Genomic DNA, 23137 nt, shown 5'->3' with positions numbered 1-23137 from the left:
GCCGGATAACTTAAGTTATCCGGCCTTTTGATTACAGAGGCTTATGGCTTATTTAGCCAATACGCGCTGATGCAGCTCTTGCACTGAGGTCACGTTAGTGCGGTCGTCCGCAGCGTGTGCCATACAAGTGGCGAATGCTGCGTTCATGGTCGTGGTGTAGTTCACTTTGTAACGCAGTGCACCGCGACGTAATTGACGAGAGTCTTCAATCGCTTGACGGCCTTCGGTGGTGTTCACGATATAGGTGTACTCACCGTTCTTGATGCGGTCAAGAATGTGTGGACGGCCTTCGTGTACCTTGTTCACTAAGCGTGGGTTGATACCCGCTTCACCTAGGATAACCGCGGTACCGTGGGTGGCATCAATTTGATAACCCAGCTCAATCAACTTAGCGGCTAAGTCGGCAACACGTTTCTTGTCGCTGTTACGCACAGACAACAGAGCACGACCAGACTTAGGCACTTCAGAAGTCGCACCTAACTGCGCCTTAGCATAGGCTTCGGCGAAGGTATCGCCCACACCCATCACCTCACCTGTTGAGCGCATTTCAGGGCCTAACAGTGGGTCAACGCCAGGGAACTTGTTAAATGGCAGTACCACTTCTTTCACTGAGTAGAAAGGTGGGATCACTTCTTGAGTGAAGTTTTGCGCCTTCAAGCTTTGACCCGCCATCACACGGGCGGCAATCTTAGCTAACGGTACACCTGTCGCTTTCGATACGAATGGCACGGTACGCGCTGCACGTGGGTTAACTTCAATCATGTAGATTTCGTTATTCTTCACGGCAAACTGTACGTTCATCAGACCGACAACACCCAGCTCCATCGCAAGCTTACGCACTTGCATGCGCATTTCGTCTTGGATAGCTTGGCTTAAGGTGTAAGGAGGCAGTGAACAACCAGAGTCACCTGAGTGAACACCCGCCTGCTCGATATGCTCCATGATCGCGCCGATAACTACAGTTTCACCGTCACATACTGCGTCGATATCCACTTCGATAGCATCGTCTAGGAAGTGGTCTAACAGTACTGGCGAAGCGTTAGATACGCTTACCGCTTCGTTGAAGTAGCGCAGTAAATCCTGTTGGTCGTAAACGATTTCCATCGCGCGGCCGCCCAGTACGTAGGATGGACGAACAACTAATGGATAACCAATACGCTCAGCGGCAATCACAGCACCTTCAACTGTGGTAACTGTATCGTTTTCAGGTTGCTTCATTTCCAAGCGTTGAATCGCTTGCTGGAAACGCTCACGGTCTTCTGCACGGTCAATCGCATCTGGGCTAGTACCAATAATGGGCACCCCCGCCGCCTCAAGGGCGCGAGCCAGTTTCAGCGGTGTTTGACCACCGTACTGTACGATAACGCCCTTTGGCTTCTCGATACGGACGATTTCTAACACGTCTTCTAAAGTAACAGGCTCGAAGTACAGACGATCTGAAGTGTCATAGTCGGTAGAAACGGTTTCAGGGTTACAGTTCACCATGATGGTTTCATAACCGTCTTCACGCAGGGCTAATGCCGCGTGCACACAGCAGTAATCGAATTCGATACCTTGACCGATACGGTTTGGACCGCCACCTAACACCATGATTTTCTCACGGTCTGATGGGTTCGCTTCACACTCTTCCTCATAGGTTGAGTACATGTAAGCAGTGTCGGTGGCAAATTCAGCCGCGCAGGTATCTACGCGCTTGTACACTGGGTGGATGTCGAAACGGTCACGCAGTTTACGGACTTCAGTCTCGTTTACGCCAAGGACCGCCGCCAGACGCGCATCGGCAAAACCTTTACGCTTAAGCTTACGCAGCAGCTCTTCGTTAAGACCGGCTAAACCACCTTCGGCCACTTGGCCTTCCAGCTTAATCAGCTCTTCAATCTGGACTAAGAACCATGGGTCGATATTGGTTAAACGGAAGATTTCATCCAGCGTTAAACCCGCACGCATAGCATCGGCGATGTACCAAATACGGTCACAGCCTGGCTCTTTCAGCTCGAGGCGAATACGCGCTAAGGCATCGGGTTTGGTTAAGTCAGTGATTGGGTCAAAACCGTGACGGCTCACTTCTAAACCGCGCAGGGCTTTTTGCAGTGACTCTTGGAAAGTACGGCCAATCGCCATCACTTCACCCACTGACTTCATCTGAGTGGTTAAGCGATCGTTTGAACCAGCGAACTTTTCAAAGTTAAAGCGAGGTACTTTAGTCACGACGTAGTCGATGGCTGGCTCGAATGACGCTGGCGTACGGCCGCCAGTGATGTCGTTCATCAGCTCATCGAGGGTGAAACCGACCGCTAACTTGGCGGCGATTTTCGCAATCGGGAAGCCTGTTGCTTTAGATGCCAGTGCCGATGAACGTGATACGCGTGGGTTCATCTCGATGATAACCATACGGCCATCTTTCGGGTTGATACCAAACTGTACGTTCGAACCACCGGTTTCAACACCAATCTCACGCAGTACCGCCATAGAGGCGTTACGCATCAGTTGGTATTCTTTGTCTGTTAGGGTTTGTGCTGGGGCAACGGTAATAGAGTCACCAGTGTGCACGCCCATTGGGTCGAAGTTTTCGATAGAACAGACGATGATACAGTTATCGTTACGGTCACGAACCACTTCCATCTCGTATTCTTTCCAACCGATTAAGCTCTCGTCGATGAGTAGCTCTTTGGTTGGCGATAAATCTAAACCTTGAGAACAGATTTCTTCAAACTCTTCCTTGTTGTAGGCGATACCACCGCCCGAGCCACCCATAGTGAATGATGGACGGATAATACAAGGGAAACCAACGAGGTCGAGTACACCATAGGCTTCTTCCATGCTGTGGGCGATGCCCGCACGTGGACACTCTAAGCCAATGCTCTTCATGGCTTTGTCGAAGCGGCTACGGTCTTCTGCTTTATCAATCGCATCGGCGGTTGCACCGATCATTTCAACGTTGAATTCAGCCAGTACGCCTTTGGCTTCAAGTTCCAGTGCACAGTTCAGCGCGGTTTGACCGCCCATGGTTGGCAGAATCGCATCAGGACGTTCTTTAGCGATAATGTTACGTACCACTTCCCATTGGATTGGCTCGATGTAAGTGGCATCGGCCATTTCAGGGTCGGTCATAATGGTGGCAGGGTTAGAGTTCACCAGAATGACGCGGTAACCTTCTTCACGCAGGGCTTTACAGGCTTGAGCGCCTGAATAGTCGAATTCACACGCCTGACCAATAACAATTGGGCCTGCACCTAGGATAAGAATACTCTTTATATCTGTACGTTTTGGCATTGCTTCTCTCTTCTCCTAGCTTGCGTATTACTTAGCGTTCTGACGGTATTGTTCAATAAGCTCGATAAAGTGATCGAACAGTGGGGCCGCATCGTTCGGACCAGGGCTCGCTTCAGGGTGACCTTGGAAGCTGAACGCAGGCTTGTCCGTCAGATGGATACCTTGCAGTGAACCATCGAACAGTGACTTGTGGGTCACTTTGATATTGGCAGGTAATGTGGCTTCATCGGCAGCAAAACCGTGGTTTTGGCTGGTGATCATCACGTTACCTTTTTCGATATTGCTCACTGGGTGGTTAGCACCGTGGTGACCAAACTTCATCTTTAAGGTTTTCGCGCCTGATGCCAATGCCAGTAACTGGTGGCCTAAACAGATACCGAAAATCGGCGTATCGGTTTTCAGGATTTGTTGAATCGCTTCAATTGCGTAGTCGCATGGCTCTGGGTCGCCAGGGCCGTTAGAGAGGAACACACCGTCTGGGTTCATCGCTAACACTTCAGCAGCCGATGTTTTTGCCGGAACAACGGTGACATCACAGCCACGGTCAACCAACATACGCAGGATGTTTTGCTTAACGCCGTAGTCGTAGGCAACGACTTTGTACTTCAGCGCTTCGGCTGGCGTATCTTCAGGCAAGCCGCCCACTAAACGCCAGCTACCCTTGCGCCATGGGTAGGCTTTGTCAGTAGTCACTTCTTTTGCTAAATCCATGCCCTTTAGACCTGGGAAGGCTTTAGCCGCAGCCAGTGCTTTCGCTTCATCTAAGTCAGCACCCGCCATGATGCAACCCGCTTGGGCACCTTTTTCACGGAGGATTCGAGTTAATTTACGAGTATCGATATCTGCGATGCCAACAACATTGCTTGCTTTGAGATAATCACTGAGGGTTTGCTGATTGCGGAAACTACTTGCTACGAGTGGAAGATCGCGAATGATTAAACCACAAGCGTGAACCCCATTGGATTCGACGTCTTCATTATTGGTACCAGTGTTACCAATGTGGGGGTAGGTTAAAGTTACTATTTGGCGTGAATAAGAGGGATCAGTTAAAATTTCTTGGTATCCTGTCATGGAAGTGTTAAAAACAACTTCACCAACAGAGAGACCATCGGCACCAATTGCTGTGCCAGTGAATACGGTTCCATCTTCGAGTACGAGTAAGGCAGACTTTGTCAACGCGACCTCCATAAAGAGCCAAGCCACTGAAATATAATGTTTTTATGCTATGTTAAGATACCAATTTCCGCTTATTTACGAAATTTTGACAAATTCCAGCGAGTTTACAGGATAAATCCAAACTCGTCTACACTCTGGTGTCTGAGTGCAAAAAAAAACGCCAATATGGCGTTTTTTCTGTTAATTCAAACCTAATACCTGCTGCATGTCATACAGACCCGGTTTTTGCTCCACTAACCAATGGGCGGCACGCATAGCGCCATTAGCAAAGGTCATACGACTAGAGGCTTTATGGGTGATCTCTAAACGCTCACCGATATCGGCAAACATGGCGGTATGCTCACCGACTAAGTCGCCCGCGCGCACAGTCGCAAAACCGATAGTTTCACGGTCGCGCTCGCCAGTGATCCCTTCGCGGCCATAGACGGCGCATTTTTCAAGATCACGACCTAAGGTCTTGGCAATCACTTCACCCATTTTTAGTGCCGTACCAGATGGCGCGTCTTTCTTATATCTGTGGTGACCTTCGATAATTTCGATATCGGTGTAATCGCCCATGACCTCAGCGGCCAACTCGAGCAATTTCCACATCAGATTGACACCCACAGACATATTCGGCGCCATCACTACCGGCGTTTGCTCGGCAAAGGCATTGATCTGTTCTTTTTGAGCATGATTGAAACCAGTTGTGCCGATCACCATGGCTTTCTTATGGCGCACACACCAGTCTAAATGGACAATACTGGCCTCTGGCGCAGTAAAATCAATCAGCACATCAAAGTCATCGGTCGCATAGTCGAGCGAATCCATGATAATGACATTTAACTTACCCACACCGACGAGTTCGCCCGCATCCACGCCAACTAAGCTTGAACCGGGACGCTCGATAGCCGCGCCTAAGCGAATGTGCTCTTGATGATAAGCCGATTCAATAAGAGTCCGTCCCATGCGTCCACCCGCACCGACAATTGCAACTCTCACTTGTCCACCCATTTCAATCTCCTCAAACCTGTTCATCACTTCCATACAAAAACGCCTAAGACTGGCTTAGGCGTTTCAATCACATTAGACGATGTCTAATAACTCGACTTCGAATACTAACGTTGAGTATGGAGGAATAGAAGCACCCGCACCACGCTCACCATATGCTAAGTGATGTGGAACGAATAACTTTAACTTGGTACCAACTGGCATCAGTTGCAGGGCTTCAGTCCAGCCAGCGATAACACCAGATACTGGGAATTCAGCTGGTTGACCACGAACTACAGAGCTGTCGAACACGTCACCATTGATGAAAGAACCATGGTAGTGAGTACGCACTGTGTCTTCGTAGGTTGGTTTTGCACCGCTACCTTGAACTAATACTTCATATTGCAGACCAGAGTCAGTCACGATCACGCCTGCACGTTTAGCGTTTTCAGCTAAAAAGGCTTCGCCTTCGGCAGAAGCTTCTGCAGCAGCTTGCTCTTGAGCCGCTTGAATGCGACGGCTGATCTCAGTGAATGCAACTTGCATATCTTGCATAGATACAGCGCTTTCAACGCCAGCAAATGCATCGGCTAAACCTGCTTGAACGGCAGCAATATCCACACCTTCAAAAGAATTAGCAGCCAGTTGTTCGCCCATTTGTCGACCTACACCATAGCTTGCTTGCTGTTCAACAGTACTGAATTTATCAGACATAATTAACGACTCTCAATGTTCAATGGAATTTTGCGCGCCAGTTTATCATAGTTCCACGCCCTATGCTGATAAACTGACTGCTTATTTAACTTTGGCGGCGATTTTACGTAACCGATGCGTATTTATCCAGCAATAGCGCCTAATTGCGGCAAGATAAGGTCTGCCTCTAAACGAGCGCCACGTCCTAAATCGCTATTTCGGCAACACGCATTGGTTTTTAACACTTGCCTTTGCGCTCTGATACAAAGGCTGCATTTGCCCCTGTAATTGCTCGAGTTGGGCAATGCGATTACTGTTGGATGGATGGGTTGATAACAACTCTGGCCCTTGGCTACCGCCCGCTTTCGACATATTGTGCCAGAGCACCACGCTCTGCGCTGGGTCGAACCCTGCCCTAGCCATCAACTCCAGCCCCATCACATCCGCCTCACTCTCTTGAGCGCGACCAAAGGGTAAAATCACCCCGACCTGCGCACCTAGTCCTAAGGCCGACATATATAAGTCACGGTTTGAGACGCCGCTCGCGCCAAGGGCGGCATCGGCGATTTGCATCCCCATGCCCGTCATCTGCGCCCGAGAGACCTGCTCATTACCGTGCTGGGCCAATACGTGGGCCACTTCATGGCCTAATACGGTCGCCAGTTGGTCCGGGGTACTCGCGACGTTAAGTAAGCCGGTATACACGCCAATGTGTCCACCCGGCAATGCAAAGGCGTTAACTTGCTCGGAGTTGAACAAGACGACATCCCACTTCTGGCTTTGGTCGGGCAGCGCCGCAGTGACGCGATTCGCCACGCAACTTACATACTTGGTCAGCTTTTTATCGCTACTGATCTTTTGCTGCTTTTTCATTTCTTCAAAAGAAGCATCCCCCATTTGCTGCATTTGCGATGCCGAATACAGCAAGGTTTGACCCCGCCCCGTGGGCGATTTAGTGGTCGCGCAGCCCGATAATCCTAACGTGAGTCCAACCGCCACTAAGGCGAGTGTTGTTGCTTTCATAGGGAACTCCTTAATCCGAACTAGGCCGAACCTAGCAGCCAAGTGACTCAACTAATCATGATTAAGATTTTACTGAGATAGCAAGCAGAAGCCAAACTACATTCAAAACTTGCCTTAAAGCCGAGTGAACTTCGAGCAAGTTAAGGTGCTATATAGTCTTCCCTTAACATGGCATAGAGATATTCATCGCCCCATGCGCCCTTAAAGAAGATATTTTTCACATAATGGGCTTCGCGCCGAAAACCGAGTTTCTCGAGTAATCGACAGCTGGCAAGATTTTGAGTATCAGTTATCGCAATAACACGATGTTTATCTAATTCCACAAAGAGATAATCCAGTAATGCGCTGACGGCTTCAAATGCAACCTGTTGACCTTGATACTCAGGCGCAATCGTAAAGCCGATTTCCATTTGCTGCTCATCGATAAAATGCAGCGCCAGATCGCCCACTAAGGTGGCAGGCGTCTTTGCTGATGCAGCGCTGACAATCGCCAATTGAAACCAAGTGTCCGCCGCGCCAAATTGTGCGTAATCCATGTTCTCAAATAACGCGACAGCATCGCTATAACAGTAATCCGTCCAGCTTTGATATTTAGCGACCTTAGGCTCGGCTCGATAGGCGGTAAAAGCCTCGAGATCCGCTCGCTGAAATCGCCGAAGCGTAAAACGTTGGGTAGTTAACCCGTGAGTTACCATGTGGTGAAGTGCATTACTTCTCGCTAATGTCGACGCCATGCCGGATCCTTTAATCTGAGTAAGCCTCTAATATGAGCAAGCACCTAATCCCAGTTCCGAGGCGAACTATATAGTTCACCCAGCGGAAACAGGTAAACAGCAGCCAATAAGTGCTAGCAATTTATGGATAGCAGCGTAGGCTCTCTCAACGCTTGCTTTTAAAGGCTTTGATGCTGTGCTTATTAAGACTGCGACGATTTGCCTGTTTGTCCCGAGGTGGGCGCTTAGGTGCCACTTTATTATCAGTACCGTTTTCTCTAACTCTTTCGCTCGGCTTATCGGTCACTGGAAAGTCCGCCAATGATGCTAACGGTAACTCACGCGCCGTCAAGTTGCGGATCGCGGTCAAGCTTGGCATTTCACCATGGCACACCAAAGAGATGGCAAGCCCATTAGCGCCTGCCCTTGCGGTGCGGCCAATGCGGTGCACATATACAGGAGCACTCATGGGTAAATCTAAGTTGACCACCACAGGCAAGGCATCGACATGAATACCACGGGCCATCAAATCTGTTGCCACCACCACTTGAATGCGATGGGCTTTAAAGTCGGCCAAGGTTTGACTGCGAACGGTTTGATCTTTTTCGCCGTGCAGCGCAGCAGCATTTATCCCCGCCTTAAGTAGTCGTTTCGCTATCGCATCCGCATCGTCGCGGGCACTGATAAACACCAGTACCTGCGGCCATTGATATTGTTTGAGTAACGCAATCAATGCCTGCGCTTTGCTGCCCTTATTGACTAAATACAGTCGCTCTTCGATTTCGGCGGCGACAGCATTGCGCGTACTGGCCTCAACCCGAAGGGGATTATTGGTCAGCAATTTACCCGCCAAGGAATCTAAAGCCTCTGGCAAGGTGGCGGAAAACAGTAAGGTTTGCTTACGCTTAGGCATCATTGCCATCAGCTTTTGCACATCGGGCCAAAATCCCATTTCCAGTAAGCGGTCGGCTTCGTCTAGTACTAGGTATTTTACCGAGTCGAGACTGATATGGGGCTGTGTGCATAAATCCAATAAGCGCCCTGGGGTTGCCACCACAAGCTTCGGTTTAGCGGCAAGTTCGGCTAATTGCTCTTCCTGCGCGATGCCGCCACAGAGGAGTTGAATCTTCAAAGGGACAGGTGATAACTGAGTCGCCAGCGCTTGCAGCGCCATCGTTACCTGCTGCGCTAACTCCCGTGTCGGCACTAGCACTAAGGCCTGCGCATTGCTGGCCGAGGATGACACTGACTCGAGTTGTTGATGGATGGCTTGCAGCAAGGGCAAACCAAAAGCCAAGGTCTTACCGCTACCGGTTTGCGACAGCGCTAACACATCTCGCCCCGCAAGAATCGCCGGAATCGCTAATTGCTGCACCCGTGTCGGATGCTTGAGCCCGGCAGGCAATACCGAACATAACGCCGAATTGATGCCAAGCTCAGCAAAGGTTAACGACTCAGGAGAAGGCTCTGGGGAAGTAGAAGGCTTAAGAATGGTCATCGCAACACCAATATAAACATGGGAGCGAAAGTTTACGCAGAGTTGGCAGTTAATACCAATGTTGTTTGGGCTTTGACTAAAGCCTTGGGGTAGTTTTCGACGGGATATTTAACTATTCACGTTACGTAGGCCCAAAGCCTAATTTTCAAACTTCATTTAAATTTTTAAATCAAAGATAAAATCAAAGTCAAAGTCGTGGGGCTTCACCCCACACCCGACCAAGGAGGACTGCTCGTCCTATCCTCCTTGGATGCTCCAAGACGCCCCTAGCGAAGTTGAAAGCTCCTTGTGCTCATTGCCAAATTTGCTATCGCTTCCGAAGGATGCGTCCCTGCACCTGCGAAAGCTAGCCGGTCATCCATGACCGGACTCACGCAATTTGTCTATTCGCCCTGCGGCAACTCCGAGGGGAGGTGTATTCCTTGGAGTTTTGAGTAGTTTGATAGCGATTCATCTGCAAAAAATAAGCGTTATAAATAACAAATCAAATAATATCAAATAATTACAAACAAAATCGTATGAAAACCGCTACCGCAAAAAAGCAAATTCCTATAGCATCATTTATATCAATTGACATGGATGTCGCAGCGGCCAAGTCCAACAAGCGATTTATGCCCTGCAAACAGCGCAGCGCATAAATACTAAGACGTTAGGTAACTAAATCAGGAGTTGTGAGTTTGAATCAAAGACAAAATCAGTTTCTACACTATCTTGGAAATACTCTCTCTGAGTTAGAGTATCGACTTAATGAAATTCTAAATTTATGTGATAGATCCATTGAACAATATCAAAATGGAAATTCAGAGCTCAAAGATCAAGAACTTAACTTTGCATTTTCTGCATTCAGTGGGCAATTACAAACCATAAAGGATGTATTACCTGTAATATCTGAAGATCAAATATCTTGGGCAATGCTTGAGACGGTTAGGCATGCAAAATTTATCAAAGGTTGTCGCAATGCTATAACTCATGATGGTCAACAAGTTATCAATATGTGGGTAAAAGGAAAATATTACGTAGCCTGCGACTTTCATCGGATAGCCTTTAAAGAGGTGGAGCTCATTACGGCACCTTCTGAAGATATTGCTACTATCTGCACTGAGTTTACGTTAGAGCTTCTCGACTTAATTAAGCAATGTTTAGATGGCTTAGTTGATGATTTAAGTAAGTGTCAACCTTTGTATGATGTTCACTTTTATGAAGCCGCAATCCGTCACCCTGCAATCAGCGATTCGGTTCGAGAAATGTACGTTGATGCAGATAAAAGTAAGTTAGATCGACCAGTCGACCTAACAGCTGAACTCAACTCTAAAATTGATAAATTGCGCTCGATATGCCCCCCAATACTTACCGAACAAAGCATTTAAGAGGGATTCTCAACGCTTGGCACTTTATGCTTCTACTTCAAATTTAGTAGTCTACCGAAAGATCGGACAGGCATAACATTTATCAGATATACGCAGGACTTAAAAGGAATTAAGCGCTGCCATGGAAGTGACCGTTGACGGCATGGATGCCGTCGTCGAGCCCTCAGGGATGAGTTCATGGCGAGTCACTGAAATGACAGTGCTTAATTTATTGCTGCGGACAGAGTTTGAAATTTGAGCATGCAATCAAGCATAAAAAAGCCCCGCTAGTGTTAAACACTGCGGGGCTTTATTCATCTAGTGCGCTGCTAACTAACATAACAGCGGCGCCACCCAACCTAATTAGCTATTTAGGTCTTGGAAAAACTTCTTCACGCCATCGAAAAAGCCTTCAGCCTTTGGGCTGTGCTTCTTTGATTCGCCGGTTAGGGTCGCCTCAAACTCACGCAGTAATTCTTTCTGACGCTCGTTTAGGTTGACAGGCGTTTCCATCACGACTTTGCAGAGCAAGTCGCCCACCGCATGGCTGCGAACCGATTTAACCCCTTTGCCACGCAGACGGAACATGCGGCCCGTTTGCGTTTCGGCTGGGATCTTCAGGCTGACTTTGCCGTCCAGAGTTGGGACTTCAATCTCGCCGCCGAGCGCCGCTTTGCTGAATGAAATTGGCACTTCGCAGTAGAGGTTGTTGCCATCACGGACGAAGATAGCATGTTCACGTACGGTGACCTGAACGTATAAATCGCCCGGTGGCGCACCAAACTCGCCCGCTTCACCTTCACCCGCTAAGCGGATACGGTCGCCAGTGTCGACACCCGCAGGGATCTTAACTGACAGGGTTTTGGTTTTCTCGACACGGCCATCACCATGGCACTTAGAGCAAGGATCTTTAATGATCTTGCCGCGACCATGACAGGTTGGACATGGCTGTTGTACGGTGAAGAAACCTTGGCGCATTTGCACTTGGCCTTGACCATGGCAGGTGCCACAGGTAGTCGCCGAAGAGCCTTTTTTCGCACCGCTGCCGTCACACACATCACAGCTGGCTAAGGTTGGAATACGCAGTTCTTTGGTGAGGCCTTTTACGGCTTCTTCCAGTGATAACTCTAGGTTGTAACGTAAATCTGAGCCGCGGGCCGCTTGGCGTTGACCGCCACGACGTCCACCGCCGAAAATATCGCCAAAGACATCACCGAAAATATCGCCGAAATCTCCCGCACCGCCGTAGCCACCACCGCCGCCGCGATTAGGATCCACACCCGCATGACCAAATTGGTCATAGGCCGCTTTTTTGTTGGCATCGGTAAGGATCTCGTAGGCTTCTTTAACTTCTTTAAAGCTCGCCTCGGCAGCTTTGTCGCCAGGGTTGCGATCGGGGTGAAACTTCATCGCCAAACGCTTGTAGGCTTTTTTTATTTCACGTTCGCTGGCGTCACGACCAACGCCTAATACTTCGTAATAATCTCGCTTTGACATAATCTCATGCTTCTCAGCTTAAGTTGAACGAACGGGCGTTAGGGTTTCCCCGTAACGCCCGCCTAGAAATTAACTATTTGAAATCAATCAATTTGATTGAGAGCAAATGTTATTTCTTGTCGTCTTTCACTTCTTCAAATTCAGCATCGACAACGTCATCGGCAGTCGCGTTAGACTGTTTAGCAGCACCTTCTTGTGCGCCGCCTTGAGTTTGAGCTTTAGCCTGAGCAATTTCCATCAGCTTAGCAGACGCTTCAATCAGCTCTTGAGTCGCTTTTTCAATGGCTTCTTTGTCGTTGCCTTTGGTTGCAACTTCAACTGCGCTCATTGCCGCTTCAATCTTAGCTTTGTCGTCTGCTGGCAGTGCATCGCCCGCTTCTTCAACTTGTTTCTTAGTTGCGTGAACTAAGCCGTCAGCTTGGTTGCGAGATTGCACTAACTCTTCAAACTTCTTGTCTTCTTCAGCGTGTGCTTCAGCGTCACGTACCATTTGCGCCACTTCTTCTTCGCTTAAGCCTGAAGAAGCTTTGATGGTGATGTTTTGTTTCTTACCGGTTTTCTTGTCGGTCGCAGAAACATGCAGAATACCGTCAGCGTCGATATCGAACATCACTTCGATTTGTGGCATGCCACGTGGTGCTGGCTCAATACCGTCAAGGTTGAACTGACCTAATGACTTGTTCGCGCTCGCTTGCTTACGCTCACCTTGCAGTACGTGAATGGTTACTGCACTTTGGTTGTCATCGGCTGTTGAGAACACTTGCTGTGCCTTAGTCGGAATAGTGGTGTTTTTCTCAATCAGCTTGGTCATTACGCTGCCCATGGTTTCGATACCCAGAGACAGTGGTGTTACGTCTAACAGCAGAACGTCTTTCACGTCGCCTGACAGTACGCCCGCTTGAATCGCGGCACCTACGGCTACGGCTTCGTCAGGGTTTACGTCTTTACGAGGTTCTTTACCGAAGAAGTTAGAAACCGCTTCTTGAACCTTAGGCATACGGGTTTGACCGCCCACTAAAATCACTTCGTTAATGTCTGATACTGATAAGTCAGCGTCAGCCAGTGCCACTTTTAATGGCTCTAAAGTACGAATGATTAAGTCTTCAACCAGTGACTCTAACTTCGCACGGGTGATTTTCACCACTAAGTGCTTAGGACCTGTTGCATCGGCAGTGATGTATGGCAGGTTCACTTCAGTTTGGTTGGTGCTTGAAAGCTCAATCTTCGCCTTTTCAGCCGCTTCTTTCAGACGTTGCATTGCTAATGGATCTTTACGCAGATCTAAGCCTTGCTCTTTCTTGAATTCGTCAGCTAAGTAGTTGATTAAACGGTTGTCAAAGTCTTCACCACCTAAGTGAGTGTCACCGTTAGTCGCTAATACTTCGAAGGTTTGGTCGCCGTCGTTGCTGTCGATTTCGATGATAGAGATATCGAATGTACCACCACCTAAGTCGTACACTGCAACGATGTTGTCACCTTGCTTCTTATCGATACCGTAGGCCAGTGCGGCAGCCGTTGGTTCGTTGATAATACGTTTAACTTCAAGACCCGCGATGCGGCCCGCATCTTTAGTGGCTTGACGTTGTGAATCGTTAAAGTATGCAGGAACGGTAATTACCGCTTCTGTCACTTCTTCACCTAAGAAGTCTTCTGCTGTTTTCTTCATCTTTTTCAAGATTTCAGCAGAAACTTGTGGTGGAGCCATTTTGTTGCCACGTGATTCAACCCATGCATCACCGTTGTCGGCTGCAATGATTTTGAATGGCATGATGTTCACGTCACGTTGAACTTCGTCATCTTTGAAGCGACGACCGATCAAACGCTTGATCGCGAAGAATGTGTTATTTGGGTTAGTTACAGCTTGGCGTTTTGCTGGCTGACCCACGATGGTCTCATCATCGGTGTAAGCGATGATAGACGGGGTTGTGCGATCGCCTTCAGCATTCTCTAATACGCGTGCTTTGCCACCATCGAGGACAGCTACACAAGAGTTTGTTGTGCCTAAGTCGATACCAATAATTTTACCCATGAGGTCCTCCGAAAAATTTCTGTCTAACTAAATTTATAAGTTGGTTTTGATATGGGGCCGGACGGTTTTTTTTCAAGTCCACTGTTGGCCACCTTCTCTGCCTTAACACCTATATTGGGACAGGGAATTTAATTACAAGGGCCGATAAAAAATTTTTCTGATTTATCTTTTCAAAGGGCTCGACTGTATAAAATATTCAAAACCGCAAAATCCGCTTGCTTATCAGCAATAGCTGTTATTCAATCTGCGCACATTGAGTGATGTTTAAGCGCATAGGGTAATAGTGTGAAATCTTCAAATTTGGCATATGTGTACGGCATGGCCGCGGTATTCCTCTGGTCGACGGTGGCAACCGCCTTTAAGATTGCCCTCGGATTTTATAGCCCATTACAGTTGGTGTTCGTGGCGGTACTCACCTCAATCATCGCCCTAGGTGCCATTCTCGCTTGGCAGAAAAAACTCCCGCTTCTTAAAGCGCAGCTCCTGCGTCGCCCGGCGTTTTATCTGGTTACCGGGCTGATTAATCCCTTTCTGTATTATGTGGTGCTGTTTAAAGCCTATTCACTGTTACCCGCCCAGCAGGCGCTCTCACTCAATTACACTTGGGCGGTATTGCTGCCGCTGTTAGCCGCGCCGCTCTTGAAACAACATTTGCGTAAGAGCGATATGATTGCGGCACTGATCGCCTACTCAGGGGTATTTATTATCGCCACCGGCGGCGATGTCAGCGGTTTTCGCTTCGACAGTCCGCTCGGGATTGGGCTTGTATTAACCAGCACTTTGCTCTGGTGCCTATATTGGATTGTAAACACTAAAGATCAAGGCGACCCCGTCGTCAGCCTACTATTAAGCTTTTTGATTGGTTTGCCCTTTATTACCGTAACACTGCTGCTGACCGATACCCTACCCAGCTTTAGTTTGAGCGCCGTGATGGCGGGGATGTATGTTGGCTTATTTGAGATGGGCATTACCTTCGTGCTGTGGTTAATGGCACTTAAAACCGCGACTCGCACGGCCAATATCAGTACCTTAGTATTCTTATCGCCAGTAATGTCGATTGGCTTTATTGCCTGGATTCTGCAAGAGACTATCGCCACCGCAACGTATACCGGATTAGGTTTTATTTTGAGTGGCATGATGTTGCAGCAGTTATTCCCGCGCTATCTGGAGCGCAAAACCAAGCTCAATGCCAAGCTTGCAGACTGAGTAAGGCATATCGGGCATAGATAATTTATGCCCGAGCTAACATTTTAACGCCGCAGAAAGGGCTACTATGGCGGACTTTTATTGCCCCTAGACTTTTATTGCACCTAATTGGGGCGCGAGGACGAGAGCATGACACCAGCCGTACAAATGGCAAAGAAAGCCAAAATTCCCTTTGAAATCTTAGAATACAGTCACGACCCACACTGCGCCGCCTACGGCGAAGAAGCCGCCAATGTGTTAGGGCTCGCCCCCGCGCAGGTATTTAAAACCTTACTGGTCGCGACCGATAAAGCCCATCCGCCGCTTGCTGTTGCGCTCGTTCCAGTTGATCATCAACTCAATTTAAAAGCCGTCGCTAAATGTTTAGGCCAGAAGAAACTGCAAATGGCCGATGCGGATTTAGCGCAAAAATCCTCTGGCTACCTCGTTGGCGGCATTAGCCCCCTAGCTCAGAAAAAACAGCTGCCAACGCTGATCGATGCGACGGCTCAGCAATTCGATAAAATCTATGTCAGTGCCGGCCGCCGCGGCCTTGAAATCTGTCTTGCGGCGAATGACTTAGCGAAATTATGCCGCGGATCATTTGCGGATATTAAGACCCTTTAAGGCAAAAACATCAGATATTGCTAAAATATGCTGAGAGCGTCACAGCATTTATCCTCAACAGAGTTGAAAACTGCAGCATATCCGTCTATAAATTGAACTGTACGCAGACGACTAAGGATAGTCAGATGGAAAAATCAACTCAATGGAATCAAGAAGATGGCATAAGCCCTATCGGTTGGGTCGCCATGCTCATTTGTATTGCCCTTTTTATCTATGAGCATTTTTTCGGAAATGGTTTCACCACCATGGTGGTGATGCTCTATTGCACTTTTTTACTTCCCTCGGTACTGATCACCCGCAGAGTGCAGGAGAAGTATTTTCTGTATACCTTGGAGTACATTAGAGCCTTTCGTAAGTTCACCACTGCGATGTCGGTAGCATTTCTGTGCCTATGGTTACTTGCCACTTACACCCCGCTTATCCATTAACCGAGATCTTTGCCAACAAAAAAGCCGCTATTGCGGCTTTTTTAATGGGACGATTTGATAAAACGATAAAGACTAAGCGCGGCTAGTGTAATCACCCCATGCTAACCACTTATAGGTGGTCAGCGCCTCAAGCCCCATAGGACCACGGGCATGGAGTTTTTGTGTGCTCACTGCCACCTCGGCCCCTAAGCCAAATTGGCCGCCATCGGTAAAGCGGGTACTGGCATTCACATACACAGCAGCCGAATTCACTTCGTTCATAAAATGCGTTGCCGCGTGGATATCATCGGTGAGAATCGCCTCAGAGTGCCCACTGGAATAGGTACGGATATGGGCAATGGCTGTATCTATATCGCTCACCACTTTAATGCCTAAGGTCAAAGACAACCACTCTGTCGCAAAGCTTTGCTCAGTTGCAGGGGAAATATCAAAACCCAGCCCATCGAGCAGTGCATAGCTTTGTTCACACACTGAAAAACGCACACCTAAGCGATGTAAGTACTCGGCAATTTGCGGCACAAAGCGCTCGGCAACTGCGTTATCCACCAGCAAGGTATCCAGCGCGTTGCATACCGTCGGGCGTTGCACTTTTGCGTTAGCAATCACCTCGAGTGCGCGCTCAAGATCGGCATGTTTATCGACATACAGATGGCAGATCCCAATGCCGCCTAAGATCACCGGAATAGTCGCTTGCTCGGCGCAAAGACGCTGCAGTGCTTGTCCACCACGGGGGACTATCATATCGACATATTGGTCTAGCTTGAGTAAGCCAGTGACTAAGGCTCTATCGGGAGAATCAATCAGCTGCACCGCATCGACTGGCAGACCTTGGCTCGCAATCGCGCCACGGATCACTTCACTAATCAGTTTGTTAGATTCGAGCGTCTCTTTTCCGCCGCGCAGAATCACCGCATTACCGGTTTTCAGCGCCAATACCGCAATATCGACCGTCACATTCGGCCGCGCCTCATAGATAACCCCGATCACGCCCAGCGGTACGCGGCGGCGCGTGAGCCTTAACCCATTGTCCAACACTCGGCTGCCAAACTCTTCGCCAACGGGATCGGCAAGACGAACCACATCGCCGATATCACCGATAATCCCCGCCAGACGCGACTCGTTAAGCAACAGCCTATCGATCATTGCATCATTCAAGCCTTCAGCCTTAGCGGCGGCAACGTCTTTGGCGTTAGCAGCGAGAATCGCCTGAGTATTCTGCGTCAGGGCCTCGGCAATCGCCTCGAGTAAATCCGCTTTCTGTGCGGCACTAAGATTGGCTAAGGCATAGCTGGCTTGCTTAGCCTGGCTGCCCAGTTGTTGTAAATATTGCGCTTGATTAGTTTGACTCAAACCAGACCTCGCTTATAAGACGACCATGTCGTTGCGGTGCACTATTGCGTCACCATAATCGTAACCGAGCACTGACTCGATTTCGTCGGAATGTTTACCCGCAATTAACCCTAAGGCCTCACCACAGTAGCGAGTGATGCCTCTGGCAATAATTTTGCCTTTTGGGTCAACCAATTGCAGGGTTGCACCACGTTCAAATTCCCCTTTAACGCCAATAATTCCCTTCGATAACAGGCTGCGACCTTTTTCGGTCACAGCTTTCACCGCACCCGCATCGAGCACCAGTGAACCTTGGGCGGCAGGTCCCGCTAAAATCCACTGTTTGCGGCTCTCTAACGGATTTTCGATGGCACTAAAATGCGTGCCGACAGACTCTTTGCCGACAACCTTTTTAATCACATCGGGGTGATGACCCGAGGCAATCACCACTTCAATGCCCGCACGGCGAGCAATATCCGCAGCTTCTAGCTTAGTCGACATTCCGCCCGTGCCTAAGCCCGACACCGAACCACCCGCTAACAGGCGCAGACTGTCGTCAATTTTCTCGACCTGAGAAATCAGCTTAGCATTAGGGTTAGTGCGCGGATCGGCATCGAATAGGCCCTTTTGATCCGTCAACAAAATCAACAGGTCGGCATCACACAACAGTGCCGCACGCGCCGACAAGTTGTCGTTATCGCCCACTTTGATTTCATTAGTGGCGACGGCATCGTTTTCATTGATGATGGGGATAATATTGTTTGCCAGCAAGGCATTAAGGGTATCGCGGGCATTCAAATAGCGCTCTCGATCGTGTAGGTCCGCACGGGTCAGCAGCAATTGCCCCACATGCAAACCGTAGATGCTAAAGAGTTGTGCCCAAGCGAGAATAAGCTGACTCTGCCCGACAGCGGCTAATAACTGTTTATTGGCCATAGTGTCGGGCAATACCGGGTATTGGAGATGTTCGCGTCCGGCGGCAATTGCGCCAGAAGTGCATAATACGACTTCGACCCCTGATCTCATCAGTGCGGCCATTTGACGAGCAAGCTCAACCATATGGGCTTTATCTAGCTGTTTACTGCCAGACGTCAGCACACTCGTCCCTAACTTCACTACCACGCGGCGATACGCAATCTCACTTAAATTCATTATTCATATGTAGAAAATAACCGGATAATCCTTATACCTAATCCGCAGAGCAATTGGTAGTTAGTGGGCCGGATGTTGGTAGAAATTTTCAATTCTGCTTGGGATCGCGCATAAAAAAGGGTCATCGATTAGATGACCCTCAAAAAAACCGTCTAATTGGCGACTGGCTAAGTATCAGCCGTAAATAAATTTCGCAATAAACATCGCCGCGAGCACAATCACCCCGATATTTAAATCGCTAAAACGGCCTGTTAACAGTTTGATGGCGGCATAGGAAATAATCCCCAGCGCAATCCCTGTGGCGATAGAGAAGGTAAGCGGCATTAGGATACAGACCACAACTACTGGCGCAGCTTCCGTTAAATCTTCCCATTCGACGTGAACCAGTCCGGACATCATCAGAATCGCCACATAGAACAGCGTACCAGCCGTGGCATAGGCGGGGATCATCCCTGCTAATGGTGATAAGAATAAGGCCAAGATAAACAGTAAGCCGACCACGACAGCGGTTAAGCCAGTGCGGCCGCCCGCGCTCACACCCGCTGTACTTTCGATATAGCTGGTAGTCGTTGACGTACCTAAAGCTGCGCCCGCAATCGTCGCTAAACTGTCCGCGGTTAAAGCACGGTTTAAGCGAGGTAAACGGCCCTTTTCATCGAGGAAACCACCACGCTGCGCCACCGCAACTAAGGTACCAGAGGTATCAAAAAGATCCACAAATAGGAAGGCAAATACCACGGATAGCATTGTCACTTCAAATACTTGGGATAAATCCATCGCCATAAAGGTCGGTGCGACGGAAGGTGGCATAGAGACGATGCCGTTGTAATGCACATCACCGAAGATTAATCCAAGTCCTGTGATGATAAGGATGCTTAAAATCACCGCTGACTTCATGCCACGTTGCACCATGGCGATGATAAGGAAGAAACCTAACACGGCCATTACCGCAGGGAAGGCGGTGATATCACCCATAGTCACTAAGGTCGCAGGGCTTGCTACCACAATGCCAGCACTCTTGAGACCGATCAACGCGAGGAATAAACCAATACCCGCGGCAATACCGATACGCAGCGACATAGGAATACTGTTCACAATCCACTCGCGAATACGCACTAGAGACAGAATTAAAAAGCAAATTCCCGACAGAAAAACTGCGCCGAGTGCCGTTTCCCAGCTGTAACCCATTTCACCCACGACTGTGTAGGTAAAAAAGGCATTGAGTCCCATACCTGGAGCCAGTGCAATGGGATAGTTCGCCATGACACCCATCACAATACAACCCACCGCCGCCGCTAAACAGGTGGCCACAAACACGGCGCCATGATCCATACCCGCATCGGCTAACATCATTGGATTCACAAAAATGATGTAGGCCATAGTCATAAATGTTGTCAAACCTGCTATCGCTTCCTGCTTGAGGCTCGTTTGATTTTGTTTCAGTTTGAACAGCTTTTCTAACATGGAACTGGGTTCCTTTTCTTTTAAAGTAGGTAGGGTCAAAAATGTAAACACTATGTAGTCGTGTTTTTCGCTGGGGATTATAGGGAGTTTGTGCTGGTCAGGCCAGAAAATTGATGGAGATTTTCTTGATAGAAATCGCTAAACAGAACAAAAAACCACCGTGCTTAATTTACATTAAAGCTCACACTAAATAGGGGTTAGCAAGCCAATCTTAACACTGGGAAAATTCGAATGCCGTTCAAGATGAACAGCACATTGTTTTTAAAGCGAAATAATCACAAAACAGCACAATGCTTATCCCATGCAGGCATATTCGGTCGCCTCTGCGCAGCAAATGGGAGTGAAGTCGATAGCAAAAAAGCCGGTGCCCTTAAGGGCGCCGGCTTTTTGAGTTCAACGGGAAAATGCTTAGAAGCGATAGTTAAAGCTAACGGTAAAGTTACGTGGCGCGCCGTAGTGATACGCACTGTAAGCTAGGCCAGACGCTGTCATATAGGCATAATATTTCTCATCCAACAGATTCTCTACGTTAACCTGCAGATCCATATTCTCAGCCAGATCGTAGCGCGCCATCAGATTCACTAAGGAATAGTCATCCTGTTTGATTGTCGCACCGCCGCCTTCTGAGTAACTGTCACTTTGCCAATTCACCCCACCACCTATGGTTAACTCGGGTAATAAATCCACAAATTGGTAGGTGGTAAAGAGTTTAAATTGCTTCTGCGGGCTGGTCGTTGCGACTCGCTTACCCTCTGCATCTTCGGCATTAAATTGCGAGTAACCCGCAGAGATATTCCAGCCATCGGCAGGCTCACCTACGACTTCTAGCTCAAAACCCTTACTCTTAGTACCTTGTGCGGCTTCATAGTAATTCACGGGTTGACCACCGATAACAATCGTTCCAGCTAAGGTTGCCAAGTTATCTTGGTCAATTTGGAACACGGCCACTGTGGTATGTAAGCGATCGTCAAGATAGGAACTCTTCAAACCTAATTCGTAGGCTTTGCCCTCTAATGGATCTAAATATTCTTGATTAGCATCGAAATAATTTTGCGGATTAAAAATCCCGGTATAGCTGGCGTAAATACGGTGCTCTTCATTGATATCGTATAAAGCACCAACATAGGGCACAAACACACCATCATCGCCAAAGTTAGTATCGGTACCATAGCTCACGCCTTCACGGTTCCAGCTTGAGATACGTCCACCGGCAATCAGTTTGAAATCATCGGTGATGGTCAGGCGAGTCGCAGCATAAAAGCCTTTTTGCTCGGTATCCATATTGAGCTGACGGTTCGCATTGGTCGACCATTCAGGCTCGGCAAACTGATTTTGTTGCCATTCGTAGAAGTTATCGACCACTTGTGAGTCCCAACCCGTCATATCGTCACGGATAGGCTCATAGGTATCGGCGTAGGATTTTTGCTTACTATACAAGGCGCCAGTCACAAACTCATGGGTTTGACCAAAGAGGTCATAGTCTCCCTTAAGCTGCACATCAAAGTTATTCGAGTTACTTTCACCATGGCTGTGATAACGCTGACCACTGAGCCCAGCACCCGTGTCTTTATCGAGTAAACCCGACATGTAGATCATCTTAGTGGTGGTCTCATACTCCATGCGGTTGTAGTTAGCGACTAGTTGCCAACCATTGCTGAAGTAATGATTTAGGTTAGCAAAGTAGTTGATATTCTTGGTTTCCCAGCGGCTCCAATCGGCGGCTGTGGTGGCGGAAGTATCCCAATCTGTGGCTGAGCCATCGCTAAAGACGGCGGGCAACGCGCCCCACATCGCGCCTTTTGGATCGTTGTGGTTATAGCTAGCACCGACACGCAGTAAAGTGTTGGCGGTGATATCGCTATCGACAACACCATAGAGAATGGTTTTACGGTCTTGATACAGATTTTGATAGGAATCGCTATTCACATACTTAGCGACTAAACGGCCACGGACACTGCCGTCTTCATTCAAACCATTGGACACATCCGCAGTGACTTGTTTTTTATCCCAACTTCCCGTTGCGACATCCACATAACCTTTAAGATCTGAGCTGTCGGCATGCTTACGCACTAAGTTAATCGAAGCAGAAGGATCGCCTGCGCCCGTTAATAAACCGGTAGCACCACGCACAACTTCAACACGCTCGTAGATAGACACATCCGATACCGTTTCACCAGCATCGCCGCCTAAACTCCAAGATAAAGGCACGCCATCAATTTGATAGTTTTGCACGGTAAAACCGCGGGCCGAAAAACCGTTACGCACGTTATCGGTTTTTGAAGAAGACAGGCCCACAGTGTTATTCACCACGTCGACCACAGTATTTAACGCCTGATCTTCAATCCGATCCGCCGTCATGATGCTGACCGACTGTGGCGTTTCCCGCAACGTGAGTCCGAGACCTGTCGCTGTATCAATATTTCGACTCACAGTGTATTTACCCATCACGGTGATTTTTTCGATATTTTGATCTTGTGTCTCTGTTTTAGAAGAGGTTTGTTCTTCGGCCATCAACGCCAAAGGATTCAATGCTAGTGTTACCGCAGCCGCAAGAGGAAGTAGATTAAAACGCATAGTCGTTCAGCAAGTTTTGTTAAGGTGCGCATACGGTAACATCATTGAGAACGATTTGCATTTGTATTTTATGTGATAAATATAACAAATTTGTCATTCTTAAGTCGTATCAAATAAAAGCCGCGCTCACAAAAAAGTTTTACGCTTTAAAAACAAATAAT

At 48.4% G+C, this 23137-nt stretch carries 17 protein-coding genes; 4 read left to right on the top strand and 13 right to left on the bottom strand.

All coding sequences use genetic code 11. The annotated features are described in order from the left end of the window. Window positions 1-48: 48 nt before the first annotated feature. From carB to K0H59_RS04900, 7 genes are all read right to left on the bottom strand, one after another. Window positions 49-3273: a carbamoyl-phosphate synthase large subunit gene (gene carB / locus K0H59_RS04930; protein WP_088210912.1), complete on the bottom strand. Its 3225-nt coding sequence runs from the start codon at window positions 3271-3273 to the stop codon at window positions 49-51. A gap of 27 nt (window positions 3274-3300) precedes the next feature. Then, window positions 3301-4461, bottom strand: a complete 1161-nt coding sequence (gene carA, locus K0H59_RS04925; RefSeq protein ID WP_220054830.1) for a glutamine-hydrolyzing carbamoyl-phosphate synthase small subunit — start codon at window positions 4459-4461, stop codon at window positions 3301-3303. 168 nt (window positions 4462-4629) lie between these two features. Then, on the bottom strand, window positions 4630-5442 hold the full coding sequence (dapB, locus tag K0H59_RS04920) for a 4-hydroxy-tetrahydrodipicolinate reductase (RefSeq protein WP_011716092.1): 813 nt from the start codon (window positions 5440-5442) through the stop codon (window positions 4630-4632). Between the two features lie 72 nt (window positions 5443-5514). Further along, window positions 5515-6132: an FKBP-type peptidyl-prolyl cis-trans isomerase gene (locus K0H59_RS04915; RefSeq protein WP_011716091.1), complete on the bottom strand. Its 618-nt coding sequence runs from the start codon at window positions 6130-6132 to the stop codon at window positions 5515-5517. Between the two features lie 192 nt (window positions 6133-6324). Further along, entirely contained in the window at window positions 6325-7134 is an 810-nt protein-coding gene (locus K0H59_RS04910; protein WP_220054829.1) for a M48 family metallopeptidase, read from the bottom strand. 140 nt (window positions 7135-7274) lie between these two features. Continuing rightward, entirely contained in the window at window positions 7275-7868 is a 594-nt protein-coding gene (locus K0H59_RS04905) for a GNAT family N-acetyltransferase (protein ID WP_220054828.1), read from the bottom strand. A gap of 145 nt (window positions 7869-8013) precedes the next feature. Further along, complete coding sequence (locus K0H59_RS04900) at window positions 8014-9345, bottom strand: DEAD/DEAH box helicase (RefSeq protein WP_220054827.1); 1332 nt, start codon at window positions 9343-9345, stop codon at window positions 8014-8016. 677 nt (window positions 9346-10022) lie between these two features. Here K0H59_RS04900 and K0H59_RS04895 point away from each other — a divergent pair. After that, entirely contained in the window at window positions 10023-10712 is a 690-nt protein-coding gene (locus tag K0H59_RS04895) for a hypothetical protein (RefSeq protein ID WP_220054826.1), read from the top strand. 342 nt (window positions 10713-11054) lie between these two features. Here K0H59_RS04895 and dnaJ read toward each other — a convergent pair whose 3' ends face one another. Then, window positions 11055-12188: a molecular chaperone DnaJ gene (gene dnaJ, locus K0H59_RS04890; RefSeq protein WP_011716086.1), complete on the bottom strand. Its 1134-nt coding sequence runs from the start codon at window positions 12186-12188 to the stop codon at window positions 11055-11057. 109 nt (window positions 12189-12297) lie between these two features. Next, complete coding sequence (gene dnaK, locus K0H59_RS04885; RefSeq protein WP_011716085.1) at window positions 12298-14217, bottom strand: molecular chaperone DnaK; 1920 nt, start codon at window positions 14215-14217, stop codon at window positions 12298-12300. Window positions 14218-14502: 285 nt separating this feature from the next. Between dnaK and K0H59_RS04880 the strand changes: the two genes are divergently transcribed. The 3 genes from K0H59_RS04880 to K0H59_RS04870 all read left to right on the top strand — a co-directional run bounded on the left by K0H59_RS04880 (window position 14503) and on the right by K0H59_RS04870 (window position 16457). Continuing rightward, window positions 14503-15423 (top strand): DMT family transporter, encoded by a 921-nt coding sequence (locus tag K0H59_RS04880; RefSeq protein WP_220054825.1) that lies wholly within the window; start codon window positions 14503-14505, stop codon window positions 15421-15423. A 129-nt stretch (window positions 15424-15552) separates the two neighbouring features. Then, window positions 15553-16029 carry a Cys-tRNA(Pro) deacylase gene (ybaK, locus tag K0H59_RS04875; protein ID WP_011621747.1) on the top strand — a complete coding sequence of 159 codons (477 nt, stop codon included), beginning with the start codon at window positions 15553-15555 and terminating at the stop codon, window positions 16027-16029. 125 nt (window positions 16030-16154) lie between these two features. Continuing rightward, window positions 16155-16457 (top strand): hypothetical protein, encoded by a 303-nt coding sequence (locus K0H59_RS04870; protein ID WP_220054824.1) that lies wholly within the window; start codon window positions 16155-16157, stop codon window positions 16455-16457. A 72-nt stretch (window positions 16458-16529) separates the two neighbouring features. Here the strand turns inward: K0H59_RS04870 and K0H59_RS04865 are convergent, their stop codons facing one another. The 4 genes from K0H59_RS04865 to K0H59_RS04850 all read right to left on the bottom strand — a co-directional run bounded on the left by K0H59_RS04865 (window position 16530) and on the right by K0H59_RS04850 (window position 22976). Next, window positions 16530-17807, bottom strand: a complete 1278-nt coding sequence (locus K0H59_RS04865) for a glutamate-5-semialdehyde dehydrogenase (RefSeq protein WP_220054823.1) — start codon at window positions 17805-17807, stop codon at window positions 16530-16532. A 12-nt stretch (window positions 17808-17819) separates the two neighbouring features. Next, the gene (gene proB / locus K0H59_RS04860; protein ID WP_220054822.1) at window positions 17820-18938 is read right to left on the bottom strand and encodes a glutamate 5-kinase; all 1119 of its coding nucleotides are present in this window, start codon (window positions 18936-18938) and stop codon (window positions 17820-17822) included. Window positions 18939-19112: 174 nt separating this feature from the next. Beyond that, complete coding sequence (locus K0H59_RS04855) at window positions 19113-20402, bottom strand: NCS2 family permease (protein WP_011716079.1); 1290 nt, start codon at window positions 20400-20402, stop codon at window positions 19113-19115. A gap of 408 nt (window positions 20403-20810) precedes the next feature. Next, complete coding sequence (locus K0H59_RS04850; protein ID WP_088210922.1) at window positions 20811-22976, bottom strand: TonB-dependent siderophore receptor; 2166 nt, start codon at window positions 22974-22976, stop codon at window positions 20811-20813. Between the last annotated feature and the right edge of the window lie 161 nt (window positions 22977-23137).

It is taken from the genome of Shewanella sp. FJAT-51649 (assembly GCF_019457435.1).
Lineage (GTDB): Bacteria > Pseudomonadota > Gammaproteobacteria > Enterobacterales > Shewanellaceae > Shewanella > Shewanella mangrovisoli.
This window is presented reverse-complemented; position numbering and strand designations above follow the sequence as displayed.